This window comes from Streptomyces sp. 891-h (assembly GCF_022760275.1).
GTDB lineage: Bacteria > Actinomycetota > Actinomycetes > Streptomycetales > Streptomycetaceae > Streptomyces > Streptomyces spirodelae.
In genome coordinates this window covers 7,399,313-7,416,683 of sequence record NZ_CP050693.1, presented here as the reverse complement: position 1 = coordinate 7,416,683, position 17,371 = coordinate 7,399,313, and the positions used below count along the sequence as shown (strand labels likewise).

Sequence of the window (17,371 nt, the reverse complement as noted above, 5' to 3'; positions counted from 1 at the left end):
CCGGTCATAGGGTGGGCACTGCTCGGAACGGGACACGGAAAGGGCGGGAATGGCGGAGGCAGAGGCGAGTGGACACGGGCCACGCGAGCGCATGGTCTTCAGCGCGGCCCAGCTCATCCGGCGCGACGGGGTCACCTCCACCGGTATGCGAGACGTCGCCGCACACGCGCGGGCACCGCGCGGTTCGCTCCAGCACTACTTCCCCGGCGGCAAGGAGCAGCTCGTCAACGAGGCGGTGGCGTGGGCCGGCCGTTACGCGGGCAAGCGGATCGCGCGTTTCCGTGCCGCGCTGCCCGAGCCGACACCGAGCAGGCTGTTCGCCGAGATGGTGCGCCAGTGGACCGACGAGTACGAGAAGACAGGCTTCGCGGGCGGCTGTCCGGTGGCCGCTGCGACGGTGGACTGCGCACAGTCCACCACCGCGACGCGGGAGGCCACCGCCGCCGCGTTCGGCACCTGGACCGAGGCGCTCGCCCAAGCTCTCGCCGAGATGGGCGTACCGGAGGGGCGCGCGAGTGCGCTCGCCACGCTCATGATCAGCACCTTGGAAGGAGCTGTCCTCATGGCGCGGTCCGCACAGGACAACCGTGCACTGACGAACGCAGCCCGGGAGCTGGGTCCCCTTCTGGACTCCGCCGTGGTCAACGCCCCGCAGCCGCCGACCGGTTGAGGCTACGCCTCGACTTGCACGGACCCCCGGGCATGTCTGCCCTCACCGCTCGCGGGGCGAGCGAGTGCCGCAACGGAGCGGGAGCAGGGGCGGTTTCAGGAAGTAGGGCGGGATGCCTGCCCGGACGCGATCGGCGGAGAGGGCGGCGGCGCGGCCGGGCCGCCGCCTCCCCCAGCTGCCGGGCGCGGTGCGGCCCCTCGACGGCGACGGCATGGTCCTTGTGCAGGCGGGCCAGACCGCGCTGCCGCTGGTACCGGCGTGCCGGTCGAAGAGTGTGCCCCCGTTCCCGCCCTTGACTTTCCTGCCAGGAAAGTGGTGTCATCACTTTCCCACCAGGAAAGTGAGAATGCCATGGAAAACTCCGCCGCAGAACAGGCCGGTGACGCGCTCGGCCTGGTGGACCACGCCCAGCGCCAGGTGGCTGCGGAGGTGGGCCTGCCTCGCGGCTACTGGTGGGCCATGGCAGCCGGCTGGCTGGTTCTGAGCCTGATCGCCCACGCCGGACCGGTGTGGCTGGCCGCGGTTGCGACCGTCGGCTTCGGCGTGGGGCACTCAGCGTTCGCCGCACGCCTGCTCAGCGGCCGTCGGCGCACGAGCGGGCTCCAGGTCAGCGCGGCGGTCGCCGGTCGACGGATTCCGTTGATCGTTGTCGGCATGCTCCTCGGACTCGTCGGGATCACGGTAGTGGTGGCACTCGCGCTCAACGCCGATGGCGCCGACCATCCGGCCATCTGGGCGGCGCTGCTGACAGCTGCGATCACCGGGTTCGGCGGACCCGATATCTTGCGCGTACTCCGCCGCTGGGCGCGGGCATGACCGACCCACAGTTCGATGAGCTGATCCATCCCAGCACCCGGCTCTCGCTGGTCGCCACCCTGGCAGCCGCCGACTGGGCGGAGTTCGCCTTCCTCAAGGACCGGCTCGGGATGTCCGACTCGGCTCTGTCGAAGCAGCTGGCAACGCTGGAAGGAGCCGGGTACGTCGTCACGGAACGCCGCCTCGACGGCAGGCGGCGGAGGGTACGGGCCCGGCTGACACCTGCCGGCCGGGATGCCTTCAACGGGCATGTCGCAGCTCTGCGACAGATCGTTGCCTCAGCCGCGGAACCAGGTGACGGACCAGCGACCAATCCGTGACGGCTACCGGCGTGCCGCCCGCTGCAGCGAGCGCGGAGTGAGACCGACGGACGGCTGAGCTGCGCGGCGATTCGTATCGAAGTACACGCGGCACCACACGGGGGGCTGCGACACAGGTGCGTCCCACCGCCGGGTGTGCGCACCGGAAGAGAGGTGTTCATGTCTGATGTGGTCGCTGTGGAAGGGCTGCGCAAGAGCTACGGCTCCGTGAAAGCCGTGGCGGGGGTGAGCTTCACGGTCGAGCGGGGGCAGATCTTCGCGTTGCTCGGGCCGAACGGCGCGGGGAAGTCCACCACGCTGGAGATCCTCGAGGGATTCCGCGCTCGTGACGGCGGACGCGTCGAAGTGCTCGGGCTGGACCCCGGCGACCGGGCGGTGGCCCGGGAGCTGCGCGAACGCATCGGGCTGGTGCTGCAGGACATCGCGGTCGAGCCGTACCTGACGGTCCGCGAAACCATCGCCCGCAACGCGGGCTACTACCGAAACCCGCGTGACGTCGACGAACTGATCGAGCTCGTCGATCTCTCAGGTCTGGAGCGCAGAAAGGTACGAGCGCTCTCGGGTGGGCAGAAGCGCCGCCTGGACCTCGCACTCGGCATGATCGGCAACCCGGATCTGCTCTTTCTCGACGAGCCGACAACCGGGTTCGACCCGAGCGCACGCCGGAGCGCGTGGCAGGTCGTTCGCAATCTGCGCGAGGCCGGAACCACCGTCGTGCTCACCACACACCACATGGAGGAGGCGCAAGAGCTGGCCGACCGTGTGGCAGTGATCTCCGACGGGCGCATCGTGTCCGAGGGAACGCCGGAGAACCTCGGTGGACGCGACACCTCACGCGTGCGCATCAGTTTCGTCCCCCCGGCCGGGTCCACAGCAGCCGATCTGCCGGTGGACGCGATACCGGGCAAGGGCGCACGGGTCGTGACCGAGACCGACGAACCGACCGCGACCCTGCACCGGTTGACCGACTGGGCGCTGCGGCGCGGCACGGTCCTCGACCAGCTGACGGTCGAGCGGCCGAGCCTGGAGGACATCTACCTCGACCTGACCGACCGCGACGCGCCAGAGCCGGCGACGAGAGGGAACGCACTGTGAGCAGCACCGTGAACAGCACTGTCATCCAGCGCACTCCCCAGCGCGACCTGACTGTTCTTCTGCACCAGATCCGCTACGAACAGCTCACCTTCTGGCGCAATCCGCAAAGTGCGTTTTTCACTTTCGTCCTGCCGGTCGTGGTCATCGCAGTCTTCGGCCTCATGTTCGACAGCGCCACGCCCAGCCCGTACTTCGGCGGACTCTCAGCTCTCCAGTACTACGTGACGACGCTCGCCGCCATGTCAGTGCTCGGCTCCTGCTACAGCCAGTTGGCCATCGTCCTGTCGACGCGACGCCAGAACGGGATCCTCAAGCGGGTTCGAGCCACGCCGCTGCCGCCGTGGATGTACTTCGTCGGCCTGCTGGCACACTGCGTGATGGTGAGCATCGTCGATGTCCTGCTCATCGTCGGCGTCGGGCGCCTCTACAACGTTCCGATACCGAGCGCCGCGGCATGGCTGCCCGTCGCCGTGACACTCGTACTCGGCTCGGCCAGCTTCTGCGCGCTGGGCTTCGCGGTGGCCTCACTGATCAGAAACGCGGAAGCCGCACCCGCCGTCGTGCAGTTCATCCTCTTCCCGCTCGTGTTCATGTCCGGCACGTACATGCCCGTCCACAACGCGATCCTTGAGAACATCACCGGCGTGCTGCCGGTACGGCCGTTCAACCAAGCCCTGCTGCAGGCAATCGGCCCGGACGGCGGCTTCGCCTGGCGGCACCTTCTGGTGCTGGTGCTCTGGGGCGTCCTCGGAGCGGCGGTGGCGGTCCGACGCTTCCGCTGGGACCCCAGGCCCGAATGACGACGCGGCTCGTCCTGATACCCCTCCGCCGCAGTTCGCTGCCGCACGGCAGGTGTGCCCGGAGGGTTTCCCGAAGCGACAGACAGAACCGACACATAGCGATCAACAACGAGAACGGGGTGGTAACAGTGGCAGGCCGAGCACGTCGCTACCGTGGGCCGTGGCTGGTGTGGGTCGGCGAGCTTCAACTGCTCTGCCCGCTGTGCCGAGGCACGCTGTTCTGGGACCGGGAAGTGCAACTCAACACCGCGGGCATGACTTTGCTGAATCTGGACTGGGCGAACGCGTCGGCGACCGGCGTCCAGTGCGCCAACTGCTCCCGTCTGGAGCTGTTCGCCGACAGCGGGCAGGTCCAATTCAGCACTCCCGAGGCACAGCCCTGAGCTCCACGGTGCCGCGACGGTGAAGGAAATTGCCAGGTTCCTCGTCGTCGCTTCCTAGACGGCCGGAGAGGTGGGGATGGACTGCTCCGTCCAGATGACCTTGCCGGTGGCCGTATGGCGGGTACCCCACCGCTGGGCGAGCTGGGCCACGAGCAGCAGGCCCCGGCCTCCCTCGTCGGTGGTGCGGGCGTGGCGCAGGCGCGGCGATGTGCTGCTGGCGTCGGAGACTTCGCAGATCAGGCAGCGGTCGCGGATCAGGCGGAGGCAGACCGGCCCGGTCGCATGGCGGATGGCGTTGGTGACGAGCTCGCTCACGATCAGTTCCGTGGTGAACGTCAGCTCGTCCATGCCCCACTCCCCCAGCTGCTCGCCCGCGAGGGTGCGTGCTTGGGCGACAGCAGCCGGATCGCTGGGCACGTCCCAGGAGATGACCTGGTCCGGGGCCAGGACACGGGTCCGTGCCAGCAGCAGGGCCGCGTCGTCGGCCGGCGGGCCGGTCAGCATGGCGTCGAGCGCGTTACGGCCGGTCTCCTCCAGCGTCGGCCGGGGTGCCAGAAGGGCTTCACCCAGTCGGGCGAGTCCGACGTCGATGTCCCGGTCGTAGGTCTCGATGAGGCCGTCGGTGTAGAGCGCGATGAGGCTGCCCTCGGCCAGCTCCAGTTCGAGGGATTCGAAGGGGAGGTAGCCGAGGCCGAGTGGTGGTCCGGCCGGCAGGTCCAGGGTGTCGGCGCTTCCGTCGGGGCCGACGATCAGGGGCGGCAGATGGCCGGCCCGTGCCAGGGTGCACCGCCTGCTGACCGGGTCGTACACCGCGACCAGGCAGGTGGCCCCCAGGAACGCGGCGCGTGCGGTCTCGCCCTCGGCCGCCGTCGGTTCCTCCGTCGGCCCCTCGCGGTCGGGTGCCTCCATGAGGCCGATGACGAGGTCGTCCAGATGGGCGAGCAATTCGTCCGGGGGGAGGTCCAGGTTGGCGAGTGTGCGCACTGCGGTACGCAGGCGCCCCATGGTTGCCGCCGCGTTGATGCCGTGTCCGACCACGTCCCCGACGACCAGTGCGACCCGGGCGCCGGAGAGCGGAATCGCGTCGAACCAGTCCCCGCCCACGCCGCTGGGGGCATCTGCCGGCAGGTACCACGACGCCACCTCCAGCGCGGAGCCCGCGGTCAGCTCCTGTGGCAGCAGGAAGCTCTGCATGGAACGGGCAGCGGTGCGCTCGCGGGTGAAGCGGCGCGCGTTGTCCACGCACACCGCCGCGTGGGAGACGAGCTCCTCGGCGAGACGCACGTCGTCCTCCTCGAAGGGCTCCCGGTCCTGCGACCTGGCGAACGTCGCCACGCCCATGGTGACGCCGCGCGCCCGCACCGGGATCACCATCAGCGAACGGAAGTCGAACGCGCGGACGGAGGCTCCCAGGGGCTGGTCCTCGATCACCCAGGGACTGGTGAAGGGGTCCAGGGTCCGTTCCACCAGCGTTCTGCTCTGCAGCAGGCAGCGGGTCACGGGCGACGACGGAGCACGCCGGACGGCTTCCCCCACGGCCCAGCTGGCCTCCGGGCAGCCCTCGCGCACCGACTGCTGCCCCGCGCGCCGCAGAACGGGCGTCATGCCGACCGGCCCGGGGGCGGGTTCCTCGCCCCTCATGACCGAGTCCAGTACGTCGACGGCGACGAAGTCGGCGAGCGAGGGCACGGCCTGGTCGGTCAGCTCCTGCGCGGTCCGCGTCACGTCCAGCGTGGTGCCGATGCGGACGGCGGCTTCGTTCAGCAGGGCCAGCCGTTCCTGTGCCTGCCAGCGCTCGGTGACGTCGATGATCATGTACCAGATGCCCACGTGCCGGCCCTGACGGTCCTTCATGACGAAGAAGGAAGCGGAGAAGGCACGCTTGCGGCGCGGGTCCGTGTACCGGGGGCCGCGGAACTCGTAGTCGATCACCGGGGCCCCGGTCTCCAGGACCGACCGCATCTTCTCCTCGAACGCCTGCGCCTCCTCCTTCGGCAGCACATCTGTCACCGGTCGTCCCAACCGCTGTTCGAGGGGGATCAGGCGGTCGAGTGGCTCATTCACCCAGACGTAGCGCAGGTCCGTGTCCAGAACGGCCATGCCGACGGGTGCGTGGGTGAGGGACGGCACGAGCATCAGCTGGCTCACCCCGCCGCCGGGCATCCGCCAGAAGGCCCGGGTCGGCGGCCGGCCGACGAACCTGCCGAACAGCAGTGCGGCCCCCGTGGCGACGAGCACGCCGGGGACCATTTCGTAGATGCCTGACTCGAGTGGTCCGAGCAGCGGGTTGATCTGCTCCCAGAGAAGCACCGTGGCCGCGCCCGACACCATCCCGGCCATGGCCCCCGCCCAGGTCATCCGCGGCCAGTACAGCGAGAGGAGGACGACCGGCCCGAAGGCGGCACCGAATCCGGCCCAGGCATACGCGACGATGCTCAGCAGCCCGCCGGCCTGGAGCGCGATCAGGAAGGCCACCACGATGACCAGGCCGACCGCGGCCCGGCCGACCCACACCAGCGCCTTGTCCGAGGCGCTCCGGTTGAGGAGCGCGCGGTAGAAGTCCTCGGTGAGAGCCACGGATGACACCAGGAGCTGGCTGTCCGCGGTCGACATGATGGCGGCCAGTACGGCGACCAGCATCACCCCGGCCACCCACGGATTGAGCAGCGTCCGGCTCAGGACGATGAACACCGTGTCCGGGTCGGACAGCGGCGTACCGAGCTTGGCGATGCCCACCAGGCCGACGAGCGTGCCCCCGGCGAGTACGACCAGGACCCACCCGGTGCCGATACGGCGGGCCGCTGGAACCGCACGGATACTGCGGATGCCCATGAAGCGGGCCAAGATGTGCGGCTGGCCGAAGTAGCCCAGGCCCCAGGCGAGCAGCGAGACGATCGCGACGGCGCCGAGCCCCCCGCCCGGTGACCACTGGCCGTCGGCGTACTGGACATCGGCGCCCATGTCCAGCAGGCCCGGTCCCTTGTCGTCGAGGGCGGTGCCCAGTGACCCGAAACCCCCGAGGGCCGCGACGCCCGTCACCGGGAGCACCACCAGCGCGAGGAACATCAGCGTGCCCTGCATCACATGCGTCAGGCTCACAGCGAGGAAGCCGCCGAGACAGGAGTAGGTGACGATCACCAGGGCCGTCACCGTCACGCCGAGCCCGAACCGGAAGTCGAACACTTGCTCGAACAGCAACCCTCCGGCCACCAGACCGCTGGCGACATAGACGGTGAAGAACACCAGAGTGACCGCCGCCGAGACCATCCTGATCAACCGGGTGCGGTCCTCGAAGCGCTCCTCCAGATAGGCCGAGAGGCTCACCGCGTTCCCGGCCCGTTCGGTGTAGGTGCGCAGCCTCGGCGCGACGAAGAGCCAGTTGAGATAGGTGCCGGCCGCCAGGCCGACCGCGATCCAACTGGCACCGAGGCCGGCGGCGTACACCGCTCCGGGAAGTGCGAGAAACAGCCAGCCGGACATATCGCTGGCCCCTGCGGACAGAGCGGCGACGAACGCGCTCAGCCTGCGGCTCCCGAGGGCGAAGTCGGCGAAGGTGCGGGTGCGGGTGTAGGCCCAGACGCCGATTCCGACCATGGCGGCCACGTACACGGCGACCACGGTCACAATCGGCGTACTCAATTCGAACATACTGTTCCCGCTGGAGAGGTTCCTGAGCCCGGAGGCGACCATCGACACGCCTGGCAGTCGCACGCTCTGGCGTCTCAATGTACTGAAACCGGTCGCCGGAACTTGACCACCGCATGTGTGTCGGCGTGCAGGTCTCCATGCGCGGGTGCTCCGGAAGGGAGACCACCTGACACGGACTCAGCACTCGATGATGTTGACCGCGAGCCCGCCGCGCGCCGTCTCCTTGTACTTGACGCTCATATCGGCGCCGGTTTCCTTCATCGTCTTGATGACCTTGTCGAGGGAGACATGGTGGCGGCCGTCACCGCGCAGCGCCATCCTGGCGGCGGTGACGGCTTTGACCGCCGCCATCCCGTTCCGCTCGATGCACGGCACCTGGACCAGGCCGCCGACCGGGTCGCAGGTCAGCCCCAGATTGTGCTCCATACCGATCTCAGCGGCGTTCTCCACCTGCTCGGGAGAGCCACCGAGGACTTCGGCGAGGCCGCCCGCGGCCATGGAACAGGCGGAACCGACCTCGCCCTGGCAGCCGACCTCGGCACCGGAGATCGAGGCGTTCTCCTTGAAGAGCATGCCGATCGCGCCCGCGGCGAGCAGGAAGCGGACGACGCCCTCCTCGTCGGCGCCGGGCACGAAGTTCTTGTAGTAGTGCAGAACCGCGGGGATGATGCCGGCCGCGCCGTTGGTCGGCGCGGTCACCAGCCGGCCGCCGGCCGCGTTCTCCTCGTTGACGGCCATCGCATAGAGGGTGACCCACTCCATGGCGCGCCCGCCCGGATCGCCCTCGGCGCGCAACTGCCGGGCCGAGGCAGCCGCCCGGCGGCGGACCTTCAGCCCGCCCGGCAGAATGCCCTCATTGGACAGGCCCTGTGCGACGCACTCCTCCATGACCCGCCAGATCTCCAGCAAGCCGGCACGGATCTCCTCCCCGGTGCGCCATGCCTTCTCGTTCTCCAGCATGACGGCTGAGATGGACAGGCCGGTCTCGCGGGCGAGACGAAGGAGTCCGTCGCCGGTGTGAAAAGGGTGCTTCAGAGCGGTGTCGTCCGGCGTGACACGGTCGGCGCCGACCGCGTCCTCGTCGACGACGAAGCCGCCGCCCACCGAGTAGTAGGTCTTCTCCAACAGCGGCGCGCCGTGGGTGTCGTAGGCGAAGAGAGTCATGCCGTTGGCGTGGTACGGCAGCGAGCGGCGCCGGTGCAGTATCAGCTGGGTGTCGGCGTCGAAGTCGATCTCGCAGGACGGGCCGATCTCCGTACCGAGGAGGCGCAGGCGCCCGGTGGTACGGATGCGTTCGACATCCAGCTCGGCGCGGCCGATGTCGACCGAATGCGGCTCGTTGCCCTCCAGCCCGAGCAGCACGGCCTTGGGCGTGCCGTGGCCGTGCCCGGTGGCGCCGAGGGAGCCGAACAGTTCGGCCCGCACGGATGCCGTCTGGGCGAGGAGGCCGTCCTGCTTCAGCCGTACGGCGAACGTCCGGGCGGCCCGCATGGGGCCGACCGTGTGCGAGCTGGACGGGCCGATGCCGATGGAGAACAGGTCGAAGACGCTGATTGCCACGCCGTGCTCCGTGGGTTGAGGGGGCGTATCGCGCCTGCCGCGGACACGCCCCGTGGGAGTGGTGCCGGTTACCGGCCGAGGCCGGGGTAGAGCGGGTGCTTGTCGGCGAGCGCCGTGGCCCTCGCGGTGAGCACTGTGGCGTCGAAGCCTGGCTTGAGGGCTCCGGCGATGATGTCGGCGACCTCGTGGAAGTCCTCGGCTGTGAAGCCGCGGGTGGCCAGTGCGGGGGTGCCGATGCGCAGGCCGGAGGTGACCATCGGCGGACGCGGGTCGTCGGGGATGGCGTTGCGGTTGACGGTGATACCGACCGAGTGGAGGCGGTCCTCGGCCTGGCGGCCGTCGAGTTCGGAGTTGCGGAGGTCGACGAGGACCAGGTGGACGTCGGTACCGCCGGAGAGGACGGAGACACCGTGCTGCTGGACGTCGGGCCTGTGCAGCCGGTCGGCGAGGATCTCGGCGCCGTCCAGGGTGCGTTGCTGGCGCTCCTTGAAGCCGTCGCTCGCGGCGACCTTGAAGGCAACCGCCTTGGCGGCGATCACATGCTCCAGAGGGCCGCCCTGCTGGCCCGGGAAGACCGCGGAGTTGATCTTCTTGGCGATCTCCTGGGTGCAGAGGATGACGCCGCCGCGCGGGCCGCCCAGGGTCTTGTGGGTGGTCGTGGTCACGATGTGCGCGTGCGGGACGGGCGACGGGTGCAGACCGGCTGCGACCAGGCCCGCGAAGTGGGCCATGTCGACCATGAGATAAGCACCGACCTCGTCGGCGATGCGGCGGAAGGCGGCGAAGTCCAGCTGTCGGGGGTAGGCGGACCAGCCGGCCAGGATCAGTTTGGGCTTGTGCTCCTTGGCGAGGCGCTCGACCTCGGCCATGTCCACCCGCCCCGCCTGGGTGTCGACGTGGTAGGCGGCCACGTCGTAGAGCTTGCCGGAGAAGTTGATCTTCATTCCGTGTGTCAGGTGCCCGCCGTGGGCGAGATCGAGCCCGAGAATGGTGTCGCCCGGCTTGAGGAGGGCGAACATGGCCGCGGCGTTGGCCTGGGCGCCGGAGTGCGGCTGGACGTTGGCGGCCTCGGCGCCGAAGAGGGCCTTGACCCGGTCGATGGCGATCTGCTCGACGACATCGACGTGTTCGCAGCCGCCGTAGTAGCGGCGGCCCGGGTAGCCCTCGGCGTATTTGTTGGTGAGGACCGAGCCCTGGGCCTCCATCACCGCGACCGGGGCGAAGTTCTCGGAGGCGATCATCTCCAGGGTGTGCTGCTGGCGGTGGAGTTCGGCGTCGACGGCGGCGGCGATGTCCGGGTCGAGTTCGTGGAGGGAGCTGTTGAGAGGCGACATGGCGGAGCCTTCCTGACGGCGGTCGATGTGATCCCGGCGAGGGTGCTGTCGGCCGCCGGGACGCGGCGGCGATCCGGGCCCGGCCCGCGGCCGTGCGAGGGCCTGCGTCGCACGAAGGCCCTGCGGCGTACGAAGGCCCTGCGTCGTGTGAAGGCCGACGGTGGCGGCCGGGCCCGGCTCAGGTGGTGACCGGCTGCATGGCGCGCATGAGTTCGCGGCGCTTCCGCATGAAGGGGCGGGGTCGGTTGACGGCGATGACGGCGGTGGCCTCCCCGTCACGCTCGTAGCAGGCGAGGAAGCTGCGGTCGTCGGCGGAGCCTTCGACGATCCGCGGAGTGTCGGTGGGCAGCCGCCGGCCGGCGAACTGGATGCGCACCCCGTACTGGTCGGACCAGAAGTACGGCAGACTCCGGTGAAGGGCGACCGTACTGCCGGCGAGGATGTTCTGCGCGGCGACGGTGGCCTGTTCCGTGGCGCTGGTCCAGTGCTCGGAACGGCTGCCGTCCACCCGGGCGACGTCCCCTACCGCTACGACGTTCGGCAGCGCGGTGACACAGCCCGCGTCGCACAGCACGCCGTCGTCCAGCGGCACCCCTGAGCCCTCCAGCCAGCCGGTGTTGGGCCGTACGCCGATCCCGACCACGACCACATCGGCGGGCAGCAGCCGCCCGTCGCTCAACTCCACTCCCGTGACGCGGCCCTCCCTGCCGCCGCGCTGCAGCCCGGCGACGCCCGTACCGGTGACCAGCGTGACGCCGTGGTCCGCGTGCAGACCGGCACACACCCGGGCCATCTCCTCCCCGAGCTGGGGTACGAGGGGAAGCGGGGCGGCCTCGACCACGGTCACGTCATGGCCGAGCACCGAGCAGGAGGAGGCGACCTCGGAGCCGATGAAGCCGCCGCCGATGACCACGACCTGGGCCGGGCCGCGGGCCAGATCGTCGCGGAGCGCCTGGGCGTCGTCGAGGGTGCGCAGGGTGTGCACCCCGGTTACGGCAGGGTCGGCGGGCTCGGCGGGCTCGACGGGTGCCTGACCGGGAAGGAGCCGGGGGGAGGCACCGGTTGCGATGACCACGGCGTCGGCGTCCAGCGACCTGTCGCCGTCCAGCAGCACCGCACCGCCGGCGGTGTCCAGCCCGGTGGCGCTGGTGCCCAGGTACCACTCGGCGTAGAGCTCGGCGGTCTCGTCCGTGTCGGTGAGGGCGAGTTGCCCCTGGTCGGCGGCGCCGGTGAGGAAGTCCTTGGACAGCGGGGGGCGGTCGTAGGGCTGGTGGTTCTCGTCGCCGACGATCACCAGCCGTCCGTCGAACCCCTGGGTACGCAGAGCGCGTGCGGTGTACAGACCGGCCAGCGAGGCCCCGACGACGGTGATGCTCCTCATGCCGGCTCCGCGACGGCGACGCTGAGCAGGACGTGGCCGTCCTGCACCGAAACCTGGTGGGTGCGCACCGGGTACTTCGCCGGCGGGCAGGTCGGGCGACCGTCCCGCAGGTCGAAGAAGGCCGTGTGCAGGGGGCACTCGACGAAGCAGCCCTCCAGCCAGCCGTCGGACAGCGAGGCGTCCTGGTGGGTGCAGGTGTCGTCGATGGCGTAGAACTCGCCGTCCTCGGTGTGGAACACCGCGACGGGGGCGGCGACGCCGTCGGTCACACGGATGGATTCGCCGGGTGGCAGGTCTTCGATCCGGCACACCGTGATCATGAGGAACCTCCAGGGTACGGGGGGCCGACAGGGATGGGCAGCCCTCGGCATGCAGCCACGCCCAGCCTTGGGACGGAGGAAGAGATGGAACGTTGTGGCGTTGCCAGGTGTCTCGAATAGCACAACGCGGTTCGCTATACGCAACATGCTTTCGGTCGCCCCGGCGACTTGTCAAGAGGAAACCGGAGCAGGCTGCGACGGCTTGTCGCCAAGGACGAGGCGCGCGACAACGCCCCGGCTCACAGGCACGCCCGAGCCATGGCCGTACCCTCCGTCGGCACCGGGGCCCGCACCTCCGGGACGTGCCGAAAATGCCTCGTTGTCGCCCTCGCTGAGGAAGCGAGAGCCCGCGCTCACAGCTCCAGGTCGGCCCACTGGTCCAGCAGCTCATCGCCGGTCGGTCCGCCGGATGCGGCTGCGGCGTCGTGCAGGGACTGCTCGGTCCAGATGACCTTGCCGTGCGGGGTGTACCGGGTGCCCCAGCGCTGCGCGAACCGGGCGACGAGGAACAGGCCGCGACCGCCCTCGTCGGTGGTCTTGGCCCGGCGCAGGTGCGGGGAGGTGCTGCTGCCGTCGGCGACCTCGCAGATCAGGCTGGAGCGGTCGTGCAGCAGGCGGAGCCGGATGGGCTCGGTTCCGTAGCGGATGGCGTTGGTGACCAGTTCGCTGAGGATGAGTTCGGTCGAGAAGGCGACCTCGTCCAGGCCCCAGGCCTCCAGCCGGCTCGCGCAGGCTGCGCGGATGCGGGAGACGGCGGCGGGGTCGGCGGGCACCTCCCACTCGGCGACCTGGTCCGGGTCCAGCAGCCGGGTCCGGGCCACCAGGAGGGCTATGTCGTCGCCGGGGCGTGCGGGCAGCATCGCGTCGAGTACCGCCTGACAGGTCTGCTCCGGGTCCTGACCGGAGTGTGCCAGCGCTTCTCCCAGGAGTGCGAAGCCGGCGTCCAGATCGCGGCGGCGGTCCTCGACGAGCCCGTCCGTGTACAGAGCCAGCCGGGTTCCCTCGGGCAGGTGCAGCTCAGCGGTCTCGACCGGCAGTCCCGCACCGAGCCCCAGCGGCGGTGAGACAGGGACGTCGGGGAAGGAGACGGTGCCGTCGGGGTGGACGAGCGCGGGGCCCGGGTGGCCGGCCCGGGCGATGGAACAGGAACCCGAGGACGGATCGTAGATCGCGAACAGGCAGGTGGCGCCCAGCATGCCTTCGCCTTCACCGTCGCCGGGCTCGCCCTGGTCGATACGGGCGACCAGTTCGTCCAGGTGTCTCAGGAGTTCGTCGGGGGACAGGTCCAGGGCACAGAAGTTGTGCACGGCCACACGCAGCCGTCCCATGGTGACGGCCGCGTGCAGGCCGTGCCCGACGACGTCACCGACGACCAGGGCGACGCGGGCGCCCGGCAGGGGGATGACGTCGAACCAGTCGCCGCCCACTCCGGCCTGAGCCGGCAGATAGCGGTAGGCCACCTCCAGCGCCGACTGCTCGGGCAACGTACGGGGCAGCAGACTGCGCTGCAGAGTGGCCGCCGTGGCGTGCTCCCGGGTGTAGCGGCGGGCGTTGTCGATGCACACCGCCGCCCGGGCGGCCAACTCCTCGGCGAACGACAGGTCGTCCTCGGTGAAGGGCTCCTTCTCCGAACGGTAGAACCCGACCATGCCCAGCACCACACCGCGGGCCTGCAGGGGAACGATGATCAGAGAGCGGAGTCCGAAGTCCACTATGCGCTGCGCGCGTTCGGGATCCAGGGCCTGCCAGTCCGGTGCGGCGCGCAGCTCGGGCACCAGCACCGCGCGACCATCCCGCAGCCCCCGCGCCTGCGGCATCGTCGGCAGGAAAGTGATCCTCTCCCCCACCCGGTACAGCGGATGGTCGTCCCTGACGCCGCACAGGGCGGTGCGGTGCATGGTCAGGCTCGCGCCGTCCGGTTCCTCACCCCGCTGGACAGCGTCCAGCAACTCGACCGTGGCGTAGTCGGCGAACTGGGGAACCGCGACCTCGGCCAGTTCCTCGGTGGTGCGCACCATGTCCAGCGTGGAGCCGATCCGCACCCCGGCGTCGTAGAGCAGTTGCAGACGTTCCCGTGCCACCTCGGCCCGGCCCGCCAGGGTCCGCAACTCGGTGGAGTCCCGCAGCGTCGCCACGCTGCCGGGCCCTTTGCCGTAGCTGTCCACGGGCCGCATGTTGACGGCCAGCAGCCGGTCCCCCGCCAGGTGCACCTCGTCGTCGGCCGTCCGGCCGGAGCCCAGCAGATCGGCCGTGCCCGGGGCCAGCCCCAGTTCGGTGATCGGCCGGCCCTCCGCCTCTTCGGGAAGTTCGAGCAGCTGGCGTGCCTCGTCGTTGGCCAGCAGCAGCCGGGCGTCGTCGTCGATGATGAGCACGCCCTCGCGCACGGAGTGCAGCACCGCGTCGTGGTGCTCGTACATCCGGGTCATCTCCGCGGGGCCCAGCCCGTGCGTCTGGTGCAGCAGCCGCCGGCTCACCAGCGCCGATCCGGCCATGGCCACAAGGAGCGCACCGCCCGCGGCCCCGAAGATCATCGGCAGTTGGTCCACCACCGCCGCGTTCACGCTCTTGACCTTGATCCCGACGGACACCAGCCCGGCCACCGAGCCGTCGGCGTCGAAGACGGGAACCATCGAGTCCACGGCACGGCCGACCCCCGGCGTGTCATAGGTCTCCTGGTGCACGTGGCCGCCGAGCGCCTCGGCGTAGGAACCGACGACGTGCTTGCCGATCAGGTCCGGGTCGGGGTGGGTCCAACGGAAGCCTTCCGTGTCGAACGCGATGATGTAGTCGACACCGGACGCCTTCCGGGCTTCCTCCGCACGCGGCTGCAACAGCGCGGTGGGGTCGGAGGACTTCATGGCTTTCAGCGTCCCCGGGGCCCGTGCGAAGGTCTGTGCGCCGACGAGCGAGCGGTCGCGGGCCTCCTGCAGACTCGCCCCCCGGGCCTGGAGGACGAGAGCGATCACCGCTGCGGAGGCGAGCAGCGCCACGAGCACGACTTGCAGCGCGAACACCTGTCCCGCGGCGGTGCGCACGCTCAGCAGCGAATACCCTCGCCGCTCCGTGGAGCGGCGAGGGGCCGTCCGTGCGTCCTCAGGTTGCTCACGCCGCCCTGATCCCTGACGCGGGACCGTGCGGCGATTCCCCGTACGCCACCGGTTGAACGCGCGGCGGGAAGGCGGTACGGGGAATCGCCGCGGTATGGAAGTGCGCATGGTCACATTATGAGAGCTCCAATGACAATGAGACGGGGAGATACGGCTGCGGTCTGGAGAGCAGAGGGTTGCTCAGGTAGCTCAAGTGACGTCAGTGACCGTCAGTGGCCCCGGGCGATCCACGTCTCCAGATGGGGCGCTTCGTCCGCGATCGAGGTGCTGTCGCCGTGACCGGTGTGGACCGTGGTGTCGGCGGGGAGGGTGAGCAGCCGATCGCGGATGGAGCCGATGATGGTGGGAAAGTCGGAGTAGGAGCGGCCGGTGGCGCCGGGGCCGCCCTGGAAGAGGGTGTCGCCGGAGAAGAGGGCTCCCAGCTGTGGCGCGTACAGGCACACCGCGCCGGGAGCATGGCCCGGAGTGTGCAGCACATGCAGGTCGGTACCGGCGACGGTGAGCACGTCGCCGTCCGCCAGCGACACCCCAGGGACGATCCCGGGGTGCGTGGCCTTCCACAGCACCGTATCGGCGGGGTGCAGCATGATGGGCGCGCCGCCACCCAGCGCCGCCAGCGCCGGGGCGGCGTTGATGTGGTCGTTGTGGGCGTGGGTGCACACGATGCCGGCCAGCTGCCGGGGGCCGACCGCTGCGGCGATCGCCGCGTGGTCGTGTGCCGCGTCGATGACCAGGACCTCCCGGTCGTCGCCGACCAGCCACACGTTGTTGTCCACCTCCCAGCTGCCGCCGTCCAGTTCGAAGGTGCCGCTGGTGACGACATGCTCGATACGGGCGCTCACAGGACCACCACCGAGCGCAGGACCGAGCCGTGGTGCATCTTGTCGAACGCCTTCTCCACATCGTCCAGGGCGATCTTCTCGCTGACGAAGGCGTCCAGGTCGAAGCGGCCCTGCAGATACAGGTCGATGAGGGCGGGGAAGTCGCGGGCCGGCAGACAGTCGCCGTACCAGGAGGACTTCAGCGCGCCGCCGCGGCCGAACACGTCCAGCAGCGGCAGTTCGATGGTGCGCTCGGGGGTGGGTACGCCGACCAGGACCACGGTTCCGGCCAGGTCGCGGGCGTAGAAGGCCTGCTCGTAGGTCTCGGCGCTGCCCACCGCGTCCACGACGACATCGGCACCGAAGCCGCCCGTCAGTTCGCGGATGGCTTCGACGGGATCGGTCTTGGCGGAGTTGACGGTGGCGGTGGCGCCGAATTGCCCGGCCCACTCCAGCTTCCGCTCGTCGACGTCGACGGCGATGATCTTCGAGACTCCGGCCACCTCGGCACCGGCGATGGCGGCCATACCGACGCCTCCACAGCCGATCACCGCGATCGAGTCGCCCCGGCCCACTCCCCCGGTGTTGACCGCGGCGCCGAAGCCCGCCATCACACCGCAGCCGAGCAGGCCGGCGGCGGCCGCGGAGGCGGTCGGATCGACCTTGGTGCACTGGCCGGCAGCGACCAGGGTCTTCTCGGCGAAGGCACCGATTCCCAGGGCCGGGGACAGCGGAGTCCCGTCGGCCAAGGTCATGGGCTGGGTGGCGTTGTGGGTGTCGAAGCAGTACCACGGCCGTCCGCGGCTGCAGGCGCGGCACTGACCGCAGACAGCACGCCAGTTGAGGACGACGAAGTCGCCGGGTGCGACGCTGGTGACCCCCTCGCCGACCGCCTCCACCACCCCGGCGGCCTCATGGCCGAGCAGGAAGGGGAACTCATCGTTGATGCCGCCCTCCCGGTAGTGCAGGTCGGTGTGGCAGACGCCGCACGCCTGCACCTCCACCAGCGCCTCGCCCGGACCGGGGTCGGGCACCAGGATGGTCTCCACCGAAACCGGAGCGCCCTTCTTCCGGGCGACAACGGCGCGTACCTCATGTGTCACTGTCGAGCTCCTC

At 70.0% G+C, this 17,371-nt stretch carries 14 protein-coding genes; 6 read left to right on the top strand and 8 right to left on the bottom strand.

Translation table 11 applies throughout. The features are described 5' to 3' along the window. The first annotated feature begins 49 nt into the window (after window positions 1-49). From HC362_RS32895 to HC362_RS34980, 6 genes are all read left to right on the top strand, one after another. The gene (locus HC362_RS32895; RefSeq protein WP_243087996.1) at window positions 50-670 is read left to right on the top strand and encodes a TetR/AcrR family transcriptional regulator; all 621 of its coding nucleotides are present in this window, start codon (window positions 50-52) and stop codon (window positions 668-670) included. 351 nt (window positions 671-1,021) lie between these two features. Beyond that, window positions 1,022-1,486 carry a hypothetical protein gene (locus HC362_RS32890; RefSeq protein ID WP_243087995.1) on the top strand — a complete coding sequence of 155 codons (465 nt, stop codon included), beginning with the start codon at window positions 1,022-1,024 and terminating at the stop codon, window positions 1,484-1,486. Continuing rightward, a complete protein-coding gene (locus HC362_RS32885; RefSeq protein ID WP_243087994.1) occupies window positions 1,483-1,806 on the top strand; it encodes a transcriptional regulator in 324 nt (107 codons plus the stop codon). The genes HC362_RS32890 and HC362_RS32885 overlap by 4 nt, the downstream gene beginning before the upstream one ends. A gap of 159 nt (window positions 1,807-1,965) precedes the next feature. After that, window positions 1,966-2,901, top strand: coding sequence for an ABC transporter ATP-binding protein (locus tag HC362_RS32880; RefSeq protein ID WP_243087993.1), 936 nt, complete (start codon window positions 1,966-1,968; stop codon window positions 2,899-2,901). Continuing rightward, window positions 2,898-3,701 (top strand): ABC transporter permease, encoded by an 804-nt coding sequence (locus tag HC362_RS32875; RefSeq protein ID WP_243087992.1) that lies wholly within the window; start codon window positions 2,898-2,900, stop codon window positions 3,699-3,701. The genes HC362_RS32880 and HC362_RS32875 overlap by 4 nt, the downstream gene beginning before the upstream one ends. A gap of 254 nt (window positions 3,702-3,955) precedes the next feature. Continuing rightward, a complete protein-coding gene (locus HC362_RS34980; RefSeq protein ID WP_279240164.1) occupies window positions 3,956-4,084 on the top strand; it encodes a hypothetical protein in 129 nt (42 codons plus the stop codon). A gap of 54 nt (window positions 4,085-4,138) precedes the next feature. Here the strand turns inward: HC362_RS34980 and putP are convergent, their stop codons facing one another. From putP to HC362_RS32835, 8 genes are all read right to left on the bottom strand, one after another. After that, window positions 4,139-7,732 (bottom strand): sodium/proline symporter PutP, encoded by a 3,594-nt coding sequence (gene putP, locus HC362_RS32870; RefSeq protein WP_243087991.1) that lies wholly within the window; start codon window positions 7,730-7,732, stop codon window positions 4,139-4,141. 177 nt (window positions 7,733-7,909) lie between these two features. Then, window positions 7,910-9,292, bottom strand: coding sequence for an L-serine ammonia-lyase (locus HC362_RS32865; protein WP_243087990.1), 1,383 nt, complete (start codon window positions 9,290-9,292; stop codon window positions 7,910-7,912). Between the two features lie 68 nt (window positions 9,293-9,360). Then, window positions 9,361-10,626, bottom strand: coding sequence for a serine hydroxymethyltransferase (gene glyA, locus HC362_RS32860; RefSeq protein ID WP_243087989.1), 1,266 nt, complete (start codon window positions 10,624-10,626; stop codon window positions 9,361-9,363). 178 nt (window positions 10,627-10,804) lie between these two features. Then, a complete protein-coding gene (locus HC362_RS32855) occupies window positions 10,805-12,007 on the bottom strand; it encodes an FAD-dependent oxidoreductase (protein ID WP_243087988.1) in 1,203 nt (400 codons plus the stop codon). After that, window positions 12,004-12,327, bottom strand: a complete 324-nt coding sequence (locus HC362_RS32850; protein WP_243087987.1) for a bifunctional 3-phenylpropionate/cinnamic acid dioxygenase ferredoxin subunit — start codon at window positions 12,325-12,327, stop codon at window positions 12,004-12,006. The genes HC362_RS32855 and HC362_RS32850 overlap by 4 nt, the downstream gene beginning before the upstream one ends. A gap of 353 nt (window positions 12,328-12,680) precedes the next feature. Further along, complete coding sequence (locus HC362_RS32845) at window positions 12,681-15,371, bottom strand: SpoIIE family protein phosphatase/ATP-binding protein (protein WP_243088920.1); 2,691 nt, start codon at window positions 15,369-15,371, stop codon at window positions 12,681-12,683. A gap of 272 nt (window positions 15,372-15,643) precedes the next feature. Then, the gene (locus HC362_RS32840) at window positions 15,644-16,276 is read right to left on the bottom strand and encodes an MBL fold metallo-hydrolase (RefSeq protein WP_243087986.1); all 633 of its coding nucleotides are present in this window, start codon (window positions 16,274-16,276) and stop codon (window positions 15,644-15,646) included. Then, window positions 16,273-17,358 carry an S-(hydroxymethyl)mycothiol dehydrogenase gene (locus HC362_RS32835; RefSeq protein ID WP_243087985.1) on the bottom strand — a complete coding sequence of 362 codons (1,086 nt, stop codon included), beginning with the start codon at window positions 17,356-17,358 and terminating at the stop codon, window positions 16,273-16,275. Before HC362_RS32835 ends, HC362_RS32840 begins: the two co-directional genes overlap by 4 nt. Window positions 17,359-17,371 lie beyond the last annotated feature (13 nt).

Excerpts from the sequence above, each read along its gene's own strand:
- HC362_RS32895 (WP_243087996.1), top strand. The coding sequence starts at position 50 with ATGGCGGAGGCAGAGGCGAGTGGACACGGGCCACGCGAGCGCATGGTC.
- HC362_RS32890 (WP_243087995.1), top strand. The coding sequence starts at position 1,022 with ATGGAAAACTCCGCCGCAGAACAGGCCGGTGACGCGCTCGGCCTGGTG.
- HC362_RS32885 (WP_243087994.1), top strand. The coding sequence starts at position 1,483 with ATGACCGACCCACAGTTCGATGAGCTGATCCATCCCAGCACCCGGCTC.
- HC362_RS32880 (WP_243087993.1), top strand. The coding sequence starts at position 1,966 with ATGTCTGATGTGGTCGCTGTGGAAGGGCTGCGCAAGAGCTACGGCTCC.
- HC362_RS34980 (WP_279240164.1), top strand. The coding sequence starts at position 3,956 with ATGACTTTGCTGAATCTGGACTGGGCGAACGCGTCGGCGACCGGCGTC.
- putP (WP_243087991.1), bottom strand. The coding sequence starts at position 7,732 with ATGTTCGAATTGAGTACGCCGATTGTGACCGTGGTCGCCGTGTACGTG.
- glyA (WP_243087989.1), bottom strand. The coding sequence starts at position 10,626 with ATGTCGCCTCTCAACAGCTCCCTCCACGAACTCGACCCGGACATCGCC.
- HC362_RS32855 (WP_243087988.1), bottom strand. The coding sequence starts at position 12,007 with ATGAGGAGCATCACCGTCGTCGGGGCCTCGCTGGCCGGTCTGTACACC.
- HC362_RS32850 (WP_243087987.1), bottom strand. The coding sequence starts at position 12,327 with ATGATCACGGTGTGCCGGATCGAAGACCTGCCACCCGGCGAATCCATC.